Consider the following 15,843-nt stretch of genomic DNA (forward strand, 5'->3'; position numbering starts at 1 on the left):
GCATTAAAGCCATCTCTAAGATTTACTTAATCATTTTTTGAATCAGGCTCAGGGCGTGACCACAGCCAAATTGCAACGATCAACATCGTCACATCAGTGAATACTTTGACTAAGATTGGTGCATTGGTAAATAACATCAAAATTCCACTGATTAGCATCATAATTGATGCAATCCATTTGGCTTTGCGTGGCACAGTGCCATATTCACGCCAGTTGCGTAAAGTAGCTCCATATTTGGGATGATTGAGTAACCAAGCATCCATTTGTGGCCATCCTTTTGATGCAGCCCAAGCAGCAAGGATCAAGAAAACCGTTGTTGGCATACCTGGCAAAATTGCACCAATAATACCGAGCGTAATGAAAATTACGACCAGACTTCGCCAAAATAAAGTTTTCATTGCGCTATTAACCAATACGTCAACACAAGCGTGCTAGTATAAAGTGTTTTTAAGCTGCTTTCTTAAACTTGGCTGGCTTATTTCTATGATTGGATTAAATGATGTCTGAAGCCGATTCTACGCCGCTGTTTTTTGAACCTTGGATACAATTTAAAACTCCAATCGTCAGGCAGCTCGCATTTTGCATCTCGAGCCCGAATATCCTTTCACAAAAGCCACATGAATTAGTAATAAAAAACAATTTTGAGCTACACGATGACCATCATTGGCAAGAGCTTTACCAATCCTACGAAGCACGTTTATTTCAGTTAGATGATGATCCAAGCCCTTTAATCGAATTTATAGCTCGCTTAAAAAGCACACGACTTGGGTTGCGTTTCGAAAATTTACTGTGGTTTTGGCTTTTAGATCAGGATTTTCATCATTATCAATTACTTGGTCATAGCATACAAATCATCAACGGCGCAGTAACAATTGGAGAGCTCGATTTTTTAGTTTTAAATCAGCGAAGTAATGAAATTGAACATTGGGAAGTGGCATTAAAGTATTATCTAGGTGAAATGGATCTAGAATTAAAACATTGGTACGGGCTCAACCGACAAGATACATTGAACAGGAAATTACAACATTTCACTGAACGACAATTTCAGTTTTCTGAAATAAATGATTATAAAATTCAAAGAAAATTTTGTGTTTTAAAAGGTCAATTGTATTTACCGACTGTTTGCAACGGTCAACGCCACCTCCCCACATGGATAAATAATCGTCGCAGAATAGGAAAATGGGGAACACATATTCCAATCGCTCAATATCATCGCTTACAACGGCATGAATGGTTGTGCCCAAATCGTGAAGTAAGTTCTACCTCAGCCAAATGGTGGACAGATGGGCTCTATCACGATCCCAATAGTGAACCTCAGTTTTATATGTTTAGGACATCATTGTTCAAGCAAACTTAAGTTGTTTAACTTTTATAAAGTAACATTTCATAACAGTTCTACAAACAAACCATCATGTCCATTTTATAGTATTTTTTTTAGCCTCTAAGAACATCATAATTACATTTAAACGGAGAAGATGATGAAAAAAATCTTAGTTGCTTCGATCATGACTGCTTTTGTTTTAACTGGTTGTAATACATTTAAAGGTTTTGGTCAGGACGTATCTAAAGCAGGTGACAAAGTTACTCAGACTGCTGAAAAAACTCAAGAAAAAATGTAATCTTGATCCAGCAAGTTCACAAAACCTTATCTCATCTCAGATAAGGTTTATTTTTACATACCTTTCTTAATCAGATTACCCTATTATATCGGTTCAGAATTCACCAGATTTAGCTACATCTCGCATGAACCAGCATTCCGATACTTTAGAACTCAGTTTACAACTTCTTCGTCAACCTTCTGTCACTCCAGTCGATCATGATTGTCAAAAAATCATGGCTGATCGATTAGAGAAAGCAGGTTTTAAAATTGAAAATATGCGCTTTGAAGACGTTGATAATCTTTGGGCACGTCGGGGTACAGAACAACCTGTTTTTTGTTTTGCTGGGCACACAGATGTAGTCCCAACAGGTCATTTAGATGCATGGAACTCAGATCCATTTCTGCCAAGCATTCGTGATGGCAAGTTATATGGTCGTGGTTCAGCTGATATGAAAACAGCTTTGGCAGCAATGGTTGTTGCTTCTGAGCGTTTCGTAGCAAAACATCCAAATCATAAAGGTTCTATTGCGTTCTTAATTACCTCTGATGAAGAAGGCCCATCAATCAATGGTACTGTCAAAGTTGTTGAAACCTTAGAAGCGCGCAATGAGAAAATGACGTGGTGTCTTGTTGGAGAACCTTCGAGTACTCATCAATTGGGTGACATTGTAAAAAATGGTCGTCGCGGATCTTTAAATGCAGTTTTAACGATTCATGGCAAGCAAGGACATGTGGCTTATCCTCATCTTGCACAGAATCCAATTCACCTCGCCTCTAAAGCAATTAATGAGTTATGTGAAACAGTTTGGGACAATGGTAATGAATACTTCCCTGCGACTTCTTTCCAAATCTCAAATATTCATGCAGGAACTGGCGCAACCAATGTCGTACCAGGAACTTTGAAAGTGACTTTTAACTTCCGTTATTCGACTGAAGTTACAGCTGAAATATTAAAACAACGTGTTATCGAAACTTTAGATAAACACCAATTAACCTACGACATTCAATGGACCTTGTCTGGTTTACCATTCCTTACACCTGTTGGTGAGTTGGTGAATGCAGCAAAAACAGCCATTAAAAATGTAACAGGCATTGAAACCGAACTTTCTACGAGTGGCGGTACTTCAGATGGTCGTTTTATCGCACCAACTGGCGCACAAGTGCTAGAGCTAGGGGTTTTAAATGCAACCATTCACCAGATTAACGAACATGTCAACGTAGATGAGCTTGATCCATTAACTGATATTTATGAGCAGATTCTAGAAAATTTATTAACTTAATCCTGTGCATTAAAAAAGGAACTCTATTTTGAGTTCCTTTTTTATTTTATAAACCTAGCTTGGTTTGAATATGCTGTAAATTAGGGACGTAGAATTGCTTCTCTCCCATTTTTACATACTTGAAGACCGTACTATCATTAATATCACGTTCTTCATCTACCATTTCTGAGATACGTAAACGAATAGATTCTGGCATTTCGTTGCATACCAAAGCAAAGCGTTCTGAAACATCATCACCCTCAATGACCAAAGCAACACCTTCTTTTAACTTCGGATCATTGACAGCAAAGACTGGTAGCTTAAGATCATGCCACTCAATGAAATCCACATTGGTTTCAGTATCCATTGCTGAAAGCACAATGTTTTGTGGTAACAACATTGGAACATTATCAAAACAATCAATAATATAGGCATCAATAAAACCAGTAGATACTGTAATTAAATGCTGTAGTTCTTGTTGGTTAATTTGTCCCAATCCAGCAGTGTTCGCATTTTTTTTTGCCATTCGTTTCTACCTCTCAGCGAACCGTCAGTAAACTTTCGATATTTTCCAAAAGAGTTTCCTCTTGGAATGGTTTACCCATGTATTGACTTACACCCAATGACAATGCTCGTTCACGATGTTTCTCACCAGTACGTGAGGTAATCATAATAATCGGTAAATCTCGGTGCAACTCATGATGTCGAACAAGATTCGTCACTTCGAAACCATCCATTCGCGGCATTTCAATATCTAACAACATTAAATCAGGTTTGATTGTTTCAAGTTGTTCAATCGCATCAACACCGTCTTTCGCTGTCACAACATCATAACCATGGCGTTCTAATAAACGTGATGTGACTTTTCGTACCGTAACAGAGTCATCGACAATCATAATCAAGCGACGTTCATCATAACGCTGTTTGGTATAGGTATCATCAGCTTGTTTACTGCGATGAGTTGACTGCGCCTGACGAGCAATAGTTTGACCATCTAGAATCAAACAGACTTGTCCATCACCTAGAATCGTCGCCCCTGCAATCACACCAATACTCGAGAACTGTTGTCCAATAGGTTTCACAACAATTTGACCACGAGAACCGATCAATTGATCAACCAGTAATGCCGTGGTTTGACCTTGTGCACCTTTAACCAAAAGCACAGGCAAGGAATGCACCATTCCGCTTAAGCGTGGAATTGGTTGACCTGCTACAAACTCAGATAAATAACGTAAGCGATATTTCTCTTGATCAATTGTGAAGTAATCATCCTGACCTTCGAAATATTGTTCTAAAGCTGCAGGAGAAATACGCACAATGCGATCAATTTGTGCAAGTGGGAACGCAAATTGCTGATCACCCGCTTTCACCATTAACGCATCACTAACCGCCACAGTTGTTGGGACACGAATTGTGAAAGTTGTTCCCTTACCAAGCGTTGAGTCTACACTGACGTGACCACCTAATGCTTTGATATCACTTTGTACAACGTCAAGACCTACACCACGACCTGAAATCTGCGTAACCTGTGCAGCCGTACTAAATCCTGGGTGGAAAATAAATTGTAAGATTTCTTCTTGTTCAAGCTTTTGATCTTTGGTCATCAAACCCGTTTGAATAGCTTTTTGCTTGATACGGCTAACGTCAATACCTTTACCATCATCACTGAATGTCACAACAACATCAGTCCCTTGACGACCGATATTTAATACAATATGACCTGTTTCTGGTTTATTGGCTTGCAAACGTTGCTCACGATCTTCGATACCATGGTCAATCGCATTACGTAACATATGTTCGAAAGGCGCAATCAATCTTTCGAGAATACTACGATCAAGTTCACCCTCAGTATTATTCACCACCAATTCTGTTGGACGATTCAATGTAGATGCTGTTTGACGAACAATACGTTGTAATCGTGGTAGCAATCTTGAGAAAGGTACTAGACGAGTTCTCATCAAGCTTTCCTGAATTTCCGCTTGAATACGAGACTGCTGTAATAACAGACCTTCAGTATCACGGATCTTTTCAGATAAAGTTGTTTTAAAATCGACTAAGTCAGATGCCGATTCAGCCAAAGATTTCGATAATTGATTGAGTGAAGAATATTGGTCCATCTCTAATGGATCGAAATCCTCATAACGTGAATTTTCACCGCCATGACGAGCAATAATTTGACTTTCTAACTCACCTTCCATTCGACGCAACTGATCAGCCAAACGCTTAATCGCTAGCTCCATCTCAGTTAGAGTTCCACCTAACTGTCCCAAGTCCATCTCAATACGCGAACGGTTGATCGCATTCTCGCCTGATAAATCAATCATTTTTTCAATGACTTCAGCAGAAACACGGATCATTTCATTGTTCTGTTCGATACGCTCAGAACTTTCCCACTCACCAAACATTGATGGTGGCTCAGTACCATCACCTTGCACAAACTCCATCGTATATTCAGGAGTAAATACATCTTTAGCAGAGATTTTTTGTGGAAGCTGTGCAGAAACATCAACGAATTCGATATTTTCTAAACTATGTTTTAAACCATCAAAATTGGCGTATTGACGTTTGAAAATAGCGTCATGTAACCAAGTTAATGCTGTATTGAGTAAATTGTCATAAACATTAGAGTTGAAATGATGTAAACCAAACTGCTCAAAGGTATTTTCCAAATGATAAGCAATAACACCAACTGCTTCGAGTTGAGCCATGCGTGCTCCACCCTTTAAACTGTGGGCATTACGCTGCAACTGCAATAACAAGCTACGATTACCACGTTGTTCAAACCATTGTTTTAATAAACTTTGAGCTTGTTCTAGTAATTCTTCTGCTTCTTCAAGGAACGTTTCTTCGACAAGTGAACGTACTTCCACATCGGCATTTTGAGATGTTTCGAGAGCATTCTGCTCAATCGTAGCTGCAACTTCACCGTCAATTTCAATGGTTGGACTAGATGTCTCAGTCACTAAAGAAGTAGTCGCATCATAGTGATCTTGCGGTTGGCTATCAACAACTTCAACAAACTGCACAAGTGTGGAAGAAACTGATTCTGAAACAGAACCTTGATGTTGCTGCTGTAGAAGATTTACGATATGTACTGATGGATAATCAATTTGTTGATCACGAATTGTTTGAACACGATCAGCAATGTCATCTTGTACCAATCTTATTAATGCGATCAGCTCAGAAGATGCATGAAGTTGCTGATTAATGAGCTTTTCGTAAATTGTTTCTAGCTCATGTGCGATTAGTCCCATATGCGTTGCTTGAATCATATTTGATCCACCTTTTAAGGTGTGCAAATAACGCATAAGATTTTTTAATGCAGCTAAATTGGTATGATCAGCAGCCCAAAGACTTAAATCTGAATCAATACCAGCGAGTAACTCGTCCGCCTCATCTAAGAAGATATCAAGTAAGTCTGGATCAAAATTACGATTTGAATCACTAGATTGTAGTAGTTGCTTGTCTAAAGCCAGTTGTTGAGCGAAATCTGTTACATCTACTGTATTACTGATGGTCGTTTGACTATTGTCATCAGGTGAAAGGGCTTCAACCTCGTCACTTTCAATAATGATTTCACTGTTATTTAAGCTTAGCTCTTGGTCTTGCACATCAAGTATTAATTCTTGCTCAGCTTTTTGCTCGTGTGAAACTTCAGATACTTGTGACGAATCCGATGCACCTACGCCTTTTAACAAACCCAAAACATGAGTTGAAGGATAATCAACTTGATGATCTTTAATAGTTTGAATACGATCAGCAATATCATCCTGTACAGCACGAATTAAATTAACTAAAGCAGAGGAAGCCTGTATCTGTTGATTGATTAACTTCTCGTAAATAGTTTCTAGCTCATGTGCGATTAATCCAATATGCCTTGCTTGAATCATATTTGACCCACCTTTTAAGGTGTGTAAATAACGCATCAAATTCTTTAGAGCATTTAGATTTTGTTGATCAGATGACCATGTCGTTAAATCTGCATCGATACCTGCGAGTAACTCATCAGCCTCTTCAAGGAAGATATCTAAAAGATCAGGGTCAAAATCTCGATTGGACTCATTAGAGTCAAGCATTTGCTTATCAAGCGCAAACTGCGTTGAGAGATCATTTACAGTTGTATGTTCACTGATATCTGAAGTGTCAGGCTGATCTTGAGCGACTTCAACAATCTCAGCAAGTAATTCATCACTTGATGCAACACTTTCAACATTCTGCTGAGTAAATGAACTCAGTTCATTGAGAATACGCTCATGAACTTTAGTCAAAGTTACCCGTTGTCCTGCTGCCAAAGTATCAAATAATTGAATAAAGTGTTGATGAACTTGCTGATATAACTCAAAAGCATAATCAAGATTTAATAAACTCGGTTTGAATAGAAGATCTTGATAACTTGAACGTAACAGACTTGTGTACTGATACATCCCAATTGTTGCATGATGATGAGTATGCTGTAATAAGAGCTCTGTTTGCTTACTTAATGTTTGAATATACTGAGGAAATTCACTGCGGGCACGCTTTTCAAAATCAAACTCCACATCAAGCAGATCATTGATATCAAGCTCTAATAATTGAGAAACAAGACCTTGAGGACGTACGGTATCCCCTTGTTTTTCTTCCAATTGAAAATCATAGCTATCCCAAGCAAAATTGAAGGTATCAAAAATTTCATCAAACTTTTGCTTTGGACCTTCTTGTTTAAGTGTGTGTAAATAATCACGCACAAACTGAGCATAATGGATGAGTAATGCAGTTTCATCCGAACTTGAATCTAATTCTTCTTGTAAGAGCGTTTTGAATAAGTTCTCAACTTTTGAACTTGCATCAAATACCTGATCTACATGTGCCATAGCTGAACTACCACGCAAGGTATGTAAAGCTCGAATCAAGGTATTGTAATTATCATTTGTTGGACAATCTTTTAACAAAAATTGATCAATCGTTGCTAAATGATCTTCCGACTCTTCTAAGAAGATTGCTAAAGTTTCTTTTATTAAACCATCTTCTTCAGTTTGGTCTTCAACAAGATTTTCTTCATTAGAAACAGCTTTTGCTTCTTCCAAACTATCGTCAGCACTTACTTCCAAGCCTGTCATGACATCTTCTTTATCTAAAGTAACTGACAGTTGTAGCAATTCGGCTAAAGCAGGCTCAAGGCTTTGTTCTTTTTGTAGTTGCTGCCCCAATAACACTAATGGCTTTAAATTAATATGATGAGCTTGAACTGATTTAAAATCTTGGACGAGTTTAAATCTATAGATATTGAATACCGTTTGTACATATTGCTGAATATTCTGATCCAGTGAAATGGTACCTGCAATTATGCGATTCAGAGTATCTTCAACAGTCCATGCCAATTCGCCTGATGATTTCGCACCGACCATTCGACCAGAACCTTTCAATGTATGAAAGTGGCGGCGAATATCTGTAATTACATCTTTTTGATCAGGGTGTTCGATCCATTGAACTAATAATGGTTCTAATTCAACAAAAATCTCATCTAACTCTTCAATAAAAATATCAAGAATCTCTGAGTCCTGCTCAAGATAACTGTCTTCAGGAAGCGTCATCGTTTCAACTAATGTTTTTAATATTTCTTTCATAGCGGCTTCTTTCGTTTTTATCCACTAATTGTGGCTTAAAAATACGTGTACCAACCGTACAAGATGTCGTTCCATATACTCATCATCTTGCCGAGATATTCTAAATTTCATTTCAGTCAGAGGGTTGATTCTCAGCAACCCTCTGACTCAATGTTTATTCAGGTAACTTAAAGTCAGTTACAGACTCACGTAATGATTCAGCCATGCTTGCCAATTCAGAAACAGAACGAGCTGTATCGAAGGTTGCAGTAGTCGTTTGAGATGTAATTTCTTGAACGACGTTCATCGTAGTTGCAATATGACTTGCTGAAGCAGATTGTAGTTTTGCGGCATCAGAAATGCTTGCAATCAATTTCGCTAAGTCGCCAGATACCGTTTGAATTTCGTCAAGTGCAATACCCGCATCTTTTGCCAAGTTTGCACCGCGAACAACCTCTGCCGTTGTTTGTTCCATTGAAATTACGGCTTCATTGGTATCTGTTTGAATTGTTTTTACCAATCCTTCAATCTGTTTAGTTGCTGATGCTGAACGTTCAGCTAGACGTTGTACCTCATCCGCAACTACCGCGAAACCACGACCAGCTTCACCAGCCATCGATGCTTGAATTGCTGCGTTTAATGCCAAGATGTTTGTTTGATCGGCAATATCATTAATCAACGATACGATGTTACCAATTTCTTGAGAAGATTCACCCAAACGTTTAATACGTTTAGAGGTTTCCTGAATCTGCTCACGAATATGATCCATACCTTCGATTGAACGGTTTACAACATCTGCCCCGTTTGATGCAATTTGTACAGAACGCAATGCTACATCAGCAGATTCAGAAGCGTTGGCTGATACTTGGTCAATTGACAATGCCATTTCATTCATTGCAGCAGATGCACCTGCAATTTCTTGTGCTTGGTGCTCAGAAGCTTCAGCTAACTGGTTAGTAATATTCTGTGTATCTTGCGTGTATCGTGCAACTTCTTGAGATGTCTCAGTGATTCGAGAAACTAGATCTCGTAACTGATCAATTGCGAAGTTAATCGAGTCGGCAATCGCACCCGTAAAGTCTTCTGATACTGTTGCATAAGAACGTAAGTCACCGTCAGCTAAGTCGGCAATCTCATCAAGTAAACGTAAAATCGCATTTTGGTTACGGTCATATTCATCTTGTAAACGAGTTACACGCTCTTTATCAGTATTACTACGTAATGCGAGTAATTGTAACGCAGAGAAAACCAATAGTCCCAAAGCACCAATTAATACGATACCTGCAACAACATTACCCCAACCACCCTCTGCTTTATCAGATAATGCATTTAATGACTCAAGTAAGGCATCTGATTGAGAGAAAATTTGAGATGAAGCTTGACGAACACGAACGATTTGATTGGCATTCTGTAATACTGTTTCTGCAGCTGATTTTAGAACAGCATCATAATCAGATTTAATGCTATCCACAGATTCACGTAAATCAGGTGATTCGATACGATCTACACCAAGTTCAGCACTACCATTTAATTGAGCATTTAAGTAAACACCAAAAGTATCAATGTCAGCACCGAAGTCATTTGCAGAGATACTAGAGTTATCCGTACCTACTAGTACTGAGTTAATTGAACGTAAAATACGTTCTGCAATAAACACTTGGTTTTTAGTGATAATTACCTGACTACTTGGCATGTTCTCACGAACCATTTGATCAACCATCAAGTTATACTCAGCCTGAATTTCAGGAATCGTTTCACTGATGGAAATGTTCGTATCATAAAGCTGATTAATGACTTTTTGTTGCGAAGCAATTAAATCAATGTTTTTAGAAACATTAGTCCAAAGTTCATTTACTTTTTTGTACTCTGCTGAGCCTTTACCATAAATATTCTCAACAAGTTCCAAGTTCTCAGCAAATCGTTTTTCTGACTCAACCAAACTCTTCATCGCTTCAGGTGTACCTGAAGCCGTTGCCTCTGTTGCTTGGCGCGAAATCATCTGCGATAACAAACGCAACTCACCCAAACTACGAGTTAATTGGTTTGAACGTGGAACACTGACAAAAAGGTAAATTAAGAGGATAACTGCTAGAGCTAAAGCGATTAAAGCTCGATAAAGAATCGGTCTAGATTTCTCAGTTTCACCGAATAATCGTGAAAACTGATCTAATTGAGTGCGTATTTTTTCTAAAAATGCGCTGCTCTTCTTAGCACCAGAACTATCATTACCACTGCCATTTTTCTTTTTAAGTTTAAAGCCCATACCAGCTTCTCCCCTGAATACGCATTTATGTTCCGTAGCGTAAAAATTAGTTTATAAATTTTATTGATGCATTCATGTATTGAGGGTTTTGCAACAACCGACTCAGTAAAAATACATGCCATTGTTGGTTATGTTGGTGGAAGTATCCCTGACAATACTCTTTGAGCTTATTGTCTAGTTCAGAACTTTGAGAAAAAAAACTCTTTTTATTAAAGTGCTGAATCCCCAAAACTTGGTCTACAACCAAACCAACATAATGATCTTGATGGCTTATACAAATTACTTTTTGCGTTGGTGAAAATTGGCTCCTTTGTCCTGAAATAAAATGTGTTAAATCAGAAACTGAGAGCAACCGCCCACGAATATTTGCCAAACCACGCACCCATGATTGAGTATTTGGTACAGGAGTATATTTCGGTGGATAAATCACCTCCGAAATTTCCCCAAGTGGCGCAACAAAATATTGCCCTAACATCTCAAATGCAATACCAGACCAACGACTGACTTCATTTTGTGTTGAAGCGTATTGTTTATTGCCTCGCTTGGATAAGCGAAGCAATTCGATAAATCCATTTGCAGCCATAACCTATCCCATATTGAGTATTGAAAAGGCTCGTACAATTAACTTAATAGTTGCTTGATCACATCTATCAGTTGCTGTTCATCAATAGGCTTAGTTAAGTAATCACAAGCACCTTGACGTTTACCCCATACTCTGTCTGTCGCTTGATCTTTGGTACTTACAATCACGACTGGAATATGTTGTGTATCCTTACCTTTACTGATTTGACGTGTTGCTTGAAAGCCATTCATCCCTGGCATTACCACATCCATTAACACAAGGTCTGGTAACTCAGCCTGTGCCATTGTTACACCGTCAGCACCATTAGTTGCTTCTAAAACTTCATAACCGTGCTTTGTCAAAATTTCTCTAAAACGAAACGTTTCAGTAGGAGAATCATCTACAATAAGTATACGAGCCATTTTTTCCTCGATTTTAAATTTTATGCGCTTACGTGGTTACGAATCGCACTTAACAGCTCATCTTTACTAAATGGCTTAGTTAAATATTCATCTGACCCCACAACACGCCCTTTGGCTTGATCAAACAAACCATCTTTGCTTGATAACATGATTACTGGAATATTTTGATAATTTAGAGAGTTTTTAATTAATGCACAGGTTTGGTAACCATCTAGACGAGGCATCATAATATCGACAAATACGATATCAGGATTTGCTTCCGCAATTTTCGATAATGCTTCAAAACCATCGACAGCTGTAATCACCTCACAACCTTCGCGTTGTAACAGTGTCTCAGCTGTACGTCGAATCGTTTTAGAATCGTCAATCACCATTACTTTTAAATTTTGAAATTTATCTTCCATTTATTGTCCTGCCCCATTCACTCAATACAAATTATGGTTGTTTAATTTGTTTTATACAGACTAGTTGATATTTTTAACATATCTTTACTTACATTATCAATGAAGTTTTTTGAACCAAACTATCAGTTTTTCAAAACAATACCAAGCAGTTCACACTTTTCATCAAATTCCTATTTTTTTTGCATAAGAAGTATTTTTAATTGTATAAATAGCTACTAATATACTACTGATTATTATTTAAAAATAAGTGATTTAATTAACTTTTTATCGGGGAATGTAATGACTGGTTCGTTAAAGTGCGGTTTCCGCATTCGTCACTTTACAACGATTGCTCGTAATTACATTTGCGCATTTTTTTTATGTTTTTTTTATACATCAACTTTCGCAGCAACTGATCAACCCAAAGCAGCATGGTATCGTTACTACGACAGAAATGGTGTTGCTAATGTTAGTACTTCTGTGACACCAGAGCATATTCGTTATGGGTATGAAGCACTCGATCGTAACATGCAAGTAATCAAACGAAATCAACCTTATAATGCAAATCAAGATGCTCAACAAGCATCTCATCGTGAAGCTTTAGCTAGACAAAGAGAAAAAGATTTAAAGCTCAAACGCGCCTATGGAAGTGCAAAAATTGCAGCAATAAAACGTGATCAAACGTTAGCAAACATTAAAAAGCAGTTGAATTATCAGCAGAACCAATTACAACAGTTACAACGCGATAAGATCAGCTTCAAGCGTCAAGAAATGGAATATCATCGCAAAGGAGAATCAATTCCAGCATCACTCAAGAACAATTTAGCCAATAATGCTCAAAATATTGATAATGTAAAAAACACTGTTGAAAGTTTACGTAATAGCTATCATAAAACTGAGTCAGATTATACTGAGATCATTCGTCGCTTAAATAAATTAGAACAAGATGAAGCATCTCGTAATCAATAATTACCTTCCTCTTTATACAACTTTCGCTTGAATTGGATGTGCTAACTTTTCCGAAATTGAATGATTCATGTCATAATGCGCTCAATTCAAAATAGACATCTTAAAAGTCCTTTTTGTAAACTAATTTTTAGACAACATTTAACTCTAGGATAGTTTCCATGCGCGCAAGCCGCTTTTTATTTGCAACGTTAAGAGAAACCCCAAATGATGCTGAAGTTATTTCTCATCAGCTTATGTTACGTGCGGGGATGATTCGTAAATTAGCTTCTGGCTTATACTCTTGGTTGCCCATGGGAACACGTGTTCTAAAGAAAGTTGATGCGATTGTTCGTGAAGAAATGAATCGTTCTGGTGCATTAGAAGTCTTTATGCCAGTCACACAACCTGCTGCACTATGGGAAGAGTCTGGTCGTTTTGAACAATACGGACCTGAATTATTACGTTTCAAAGATCGCCATACAAATGACTTTGTACTGGGACCTACGCATGAAGAAGTCATCACCGATTTAGCGCGTAATGAACTTAAAAGTTATAAACAATTACCACTAAATTTCTACCAGATTCAAACCAAATTCCGTGATGAAATTCGCCCTCGTTTTGGCGTGATGCGTTCACGTGAATTCATCATGAAAGATGCTTATTCTTTCCATGCAAACCAAGAATCTCTTCAAGAAACTTACGATGTAATGTATGACACATACAGCCGTATTTTCACACGATTAGGATTGGACTTCCGCCCAGTTCAGGCTGATACAGGCTCGATTGGTGGTTCTGCATCGCATGAGTTTCATGTATTGGCATCTAGTGGTGAAGACGACATCGCCTTCTCTACAGAATCAGATTACGCAGCTAACGTTGAAATGGCTGAGGCTGTGTTAGTTGGTGAGCGTTTAGCAGCTACACAAGAATTTAAAATCGTTGAAACACCAAATCAAAAAACGATTGAAGATGTCTGTGGTTTTTTAAATGCTGAAGCGAAACAATCGATCAAAGCTCTACTTGTACAAGGTATCGCGGATGAAAACGGCAATATTCCAGTAATTGCACTTTTCTTACGCGGTGATCACGAACTGAATGAGATTAAAGCTGAAAAACATCCTCTTATTGCAGCGCCTCTGAGCTTTGCTACAGAAGAACAATTAAAGCAAAATGGTTTAACAGCTGGCTTCTGTGGTCCTCAGGGACTTGTAGAAAAAGGCTTAACCGTAATTGTTGATCGTGCAGCATCTGTATTATCTGATTTTATCGCGGGTGCTAACCAAGTTGATAAGCATGCTACTGGCTTAAACTGGGAACGAGATGCGAAGTATAGTGAAGTTTATGATCTTCGTAATGTGGTTGAAGGCGATCCATCACCAGATGGTAAAGGTACTTTGCAGATTAAACGAGGGATCGAAGTTGGTCATATCTTCCAACTCGGTACGAAATATTCTGAAGCATTAGCTTGTAAAGTACTTGGCGAAGATGGGAAACCATTTACTGTCACAATGGGTTGCTATGGTATCGGTGTCACACGTGTAGTTGCTGCAGCAATTGAGCAAAACTTTGACGATAAAGGCATTATTTGGCCACAAGCAATCGCACCATTCGAAGTTGCAATCGTTCCAATGAATGCTCATAAATCGCCGCGTACTCTTGAGGCAGCAGAAGCACTTTATGCTGAATTACAAGCCCAAGGTTATGACGTGTTATTAGATGACCGTAATGAACGCCCTGGTGTTAAGTTCTCTGATCTTGAATTGATGGGTATTCCTCATCGTATTGTAATCGGTGAAAAAGGCTTAGACGCTGGTACTTTTGAATACAAAGGTCGTCGTGATGAAGAATCAACTAATCTAAGTAAAGAAGAGTTAATCAAAAAACTTGCTGGTTAATTGCTAATTATCAGATAGTAAAAAAGCCGTTTTTGAAACGGCTTTTTTTATTTTCTAAATTTAGGCAGTTAAATCTTTTATGGTCTCTGATGAACCATTATTTTTAACAGATTCAATCCCTTTATCGCGTGATTGTTCACTTGAATACAATTGGCTAGTTCCAATCACCTGATGATTCGCTGCTTTTAAATTAAAATAAGGTTTATCATTTTTTGCTACCACTCGCTCATATCGCCCATCATCTGGACTATTTTTTTGAACAGATGCTATACCATTGAGCGCTGCGGCTTTTGTTTTATAAAGTTCACTATTTAGAATGGGCTCACCATTCCCTGCTTTTAAAACAAAGTGATACTGCCCATCATTCGCTTGACTGACTTCAAACCAACCTGCCATGAGAACCTCTCTTATCGGAGTTGTTATTTATAAATTGTTGTTTCAATATAGTTGAGTAGAAAACTATAGAAGATTGTTTTTTGTTCTCATTTAGTAATTTATAAGAAAAGCAGCATTTCTGCTGCTTTTCTTATGCTTAAACTACGCTTTCTTTACAAATTCAGCTTTAAGTTTCATAGCGCCTATACCATCAATTTTACAATCGATATTATGACCATCACTTGCACCGTGAACTAAACGAATCGTTTTTACTTTTGTACCAACTTTTACAACAGAAGACGAACCTTTTATTTTTAAATCTTTAATAACAGTAACACTATCCCCATCAACCAATACATTACCATTTGCATCTTTAATGATTTCTTCTGATTCATTTGTGGCAACAGAACCCTCTTTCCACTCGTGTGCACACTCAGGGCAAATAAATAAATCAGCTTCTTGATAAGTATATTCTGATTGGCATTTTGGACAATTTGGCAAAGACATAAAAGAAACTCAAAATGCTATTATGAATCAAAGACAATTTTTTTCAA

At 37.9% G+C, this 15,843-nt stretch carries 14 protein-coding genes; 5 read left to right on the plus strand and 9 right to left on the minus strand.

Features of this window, described 5'->3' with window-relative positions; genetic code table 11:
• Nucleotides 1-26 precede the first annotated feature (26 nt).
• Complete coding sequence (locus IRT38_RS15110; protein WP_004908719.1) at nucleotides 27-398, minus strand: YbaN family protein; 372 nt, start codon at nucleotides 396-398, stop codon at nucleotides 27-29.
• Nucleotides 399-499: 101 nt separating this feature from the next.
• Here IRT38_RS15110 and IRT38_RS15115 point away from each other — a divergent pair, with 101 nt between their 5' ends.
• The 3 genes from IRT38_RS15115 (at nucleotide 500) to dapE (ending at nucleotide 2,880) form a co-directional block, all read left to right on the plus strand.
• Complete coding sequence (locus IRT38_RS15115; protein ID WP_194598140.1) at nucleotides 500-1,357, plus strand: DUF1853 family protein; 858 nt, start codon at nucleotides 500-502, stop codon at nucleotides 1,355-1,357.
• A gap of 118 nt (nucleotides 1,358-1,475) precedes the next feature.
• Nucleotides 1,476-1,619: an entericidin A/B family lipoprotein gene (locus IRT38_RS15120; protein WP_005402122.1), complete on the plus strand. Its 144-nt coding sequence runs from the start codon at nucleotides 1,476-1,478 to the stop codon at nucleotides 1,617-1,619.
• A gap of 124 nt (nucleotides 1,620-1,743) precedes the next feature.
• Nucleotides 1,744-2,880 (plus strand): succinyl-diaminopimelate desuccinylase, encoded by a 1,137-nt coding sequence (dapE, locus tag IRT38_RS15125; RefSeq protein ID WP_112986172.1) that lies wholly within the window; start codon nucleotides 1,744-1,746, stop codon nucleotides 2,878-2,880.
• A 46-nt stretch (nucleotides 2,881-2,926) separates the two neighbouring features.
• Here the strand turns inward: dapE and IRT38_RS15130 are convergent, their stop codons facing one another.
• The 6 genes from IRT38_RS15130 to pilG form a co-directional block, all read right to left on the minus strand.
• Nucleotides 2,927-3,385, minus strand: coding sequence for a hypothetical protein (locus IRT38_RS15130; protein WP_004908731.1), 459 nt, complete (start codon nucleotides 3,383-3,385; stop codon nucleotides 2,927-2,929).
• Between the two features lie 13 nt (nucleotides 3,386-3,398).
• Nucleotides 3,399-8,462: an Hpt domain-containing protein gene (locus IRT38_RS15135; RefSeq protein ID WP_194598141.1), complete on the minus strand. Its 5,064-nt coding sequence runs from the start codon at nucleotides 8,460-8,462 to the stop codon at nucleotides 3,399-3,401.
• 154 nt (nucleotides 8,463-8,616) lie between these two features.
• The gene (locus tag IRT38_RS15140; protein ID WP_194598142.1) at nucleotides 8,617-10,704 is read right to left on the minus strand and encodes a methyl-accepting chemotaxis protein; all 2,088 of its coding nucleotides are present in this window, start codon (nucleotides 10,702-10,704) and stop codon (nucleotides 8,617-8,619) included.
• A 46-nt stretch (nucleotides 10,705-10,750) separates the two neighbouring features.
• Nucleotides 10,751-11,287, minus strand: coding sequence for a chemotaxis protein CheW (locus IRT38_RS15145; protein WP_004908738.1), 537 nt, complete (start codon nucleotides 11,285-11,287; stop codon nucleotides 10,751-10,753).
• 38 nt (nucleotides 11,288-11,325) lie between these two features.
• Entirely contained in the window at nucleotides 11,326-11,688 is a 363-nt protein-coding gene (locus IRT38_RS15150; protein ID WP_004664659.1) for a PleD family two-component system response regulator, read from the minus strand.
• A gap of 20 nt (nucleotides 11,689-11,708) precedes the next feature.
• Nucleotides 11,709-12,092 (minus strand): twitching motility response regulator PilG, encoded by a 384-nt coding sequence (gene pilG, locus IRT38_RS15155; protein WP_004640629.1) that lies wholly within the window; start codon nucleotides 12,090-12,092, stop codon nucleotides 11,709-11,711.
• A 279-nt stretch (nucleotides 12,093-12,371) separates the two neighbouring features.
• Between pilG and IRT38_RS15160 the strand changes: the two genes are divergently transcribed.
• Nucleotides 12,372-13,040: a hypothetical protein gene (locus IRT38_RS15160; protein WP_194598143.1), complete on the plus strand. Its 669-nt coding sequence runs from the start codon at nucleotides 12,372-12,374 to the stop codon at nucleotides 13,038-13,040.
• 158 nt (nucleotides 13,041-13,198) lie between these two features.
• Complete coding sequence (locus IRT38_RS15165) at nucleotides 13,199-14,914, plus strand: proline--tRNA ligase (RefSeq protein ID WP_194598144.1); 1,716 nt, start codon at nucleotides 13,199-13,201, stop codon at nucleotides 14,912-14,914.
• A gap of 60 nt (nucleotides 14,915-14,974) precedes the next feature.
• Here IRT38_RS15165 and IRT38_RS15170 read toward each other — a convergent pair whose 3' ends face one another.
• Nucleotides 14,975-15,310, minus strand: a complete 336-nt coding sequence (locus tag IRT38_RS15170; protein ID WP_194598145.1) for a YegP family protein — start codon at nucleotides 15,308-15,310, stop codon at nucleotides 14,975-14,977.
• 141 nt (nucleotides 15,311-15,451) lie between these two features.
• Nucleotides 15,452-15,796: a zinc ribbon domain-containing protein YjdM gene (locus IRT38_RS15175; RefSeq protein ID WP_194598146.1), complete on the minus strand. Its 345-nt coding sequence runs from the start codon at nucleotides 15,794-15,796 to the stop codon at nucleotides 15,452-15,454.
• Nucleotides 15,797-15,843: the final 47 nt, after the last annotated feature.

This window comes from Acinetobacter sp. SK-43, assembly GCF_015351505.1.
In the GTDB taxonomy this organism is placed as follows: Bacteria; Pseudomonadota; Gammaproteobacteria; order Pseudomonadales; family Moraxellaceae; genus Acinetobacter; species Acinetobacter junii.